Annotated in this window: 1 protein-coding gene; it reads left to right on the forward strand. The window is 63.4% G+C overall.

The features are described 5' to 3' along the window. Positions 1 to 257: UbiA family prenyltransferase (locus SAY88_RS25290; RefSeq protein WP_332635193.1), on the forward strand; the 257-nt coding region annotated here is incomplete at both ends.

Genomic DNA, 257 nt, shown 5'->3' on the forward strand with positions numbered 1-257 from the left:
GCCTCCCCATTTCTGGTCCTTGGCGCTTTGTAGCCGCGACGATTACGAAAAAGCCGGGGTGCCGATGCTCCCCGTGGTGGCGGGGGCGCGCGAAACCAAGAAACAGATACTGCTTTATGCCATCGGGTTGGCGCCTCTCGCCATGGCCCCCTACGCGCTTGGCATGTTCGGGGCGCTTTACGGCGTTACCGCGTTCGCGCTCGGCGCGCTCTTCGTGCTTGGCGCGGTGTGTGTATGGTTCGATGGCGCCAACGGAT

The organism is Halalkalibacter flavus, from assembly GCF_036663575.1.
Taxonomy (GTDB): domain Bacteria; phylum Bacillota; class Bacilli; order Bacillales; family Bacillaceae_D; genus Halalkalibacter; species Halalkalibacter flavus.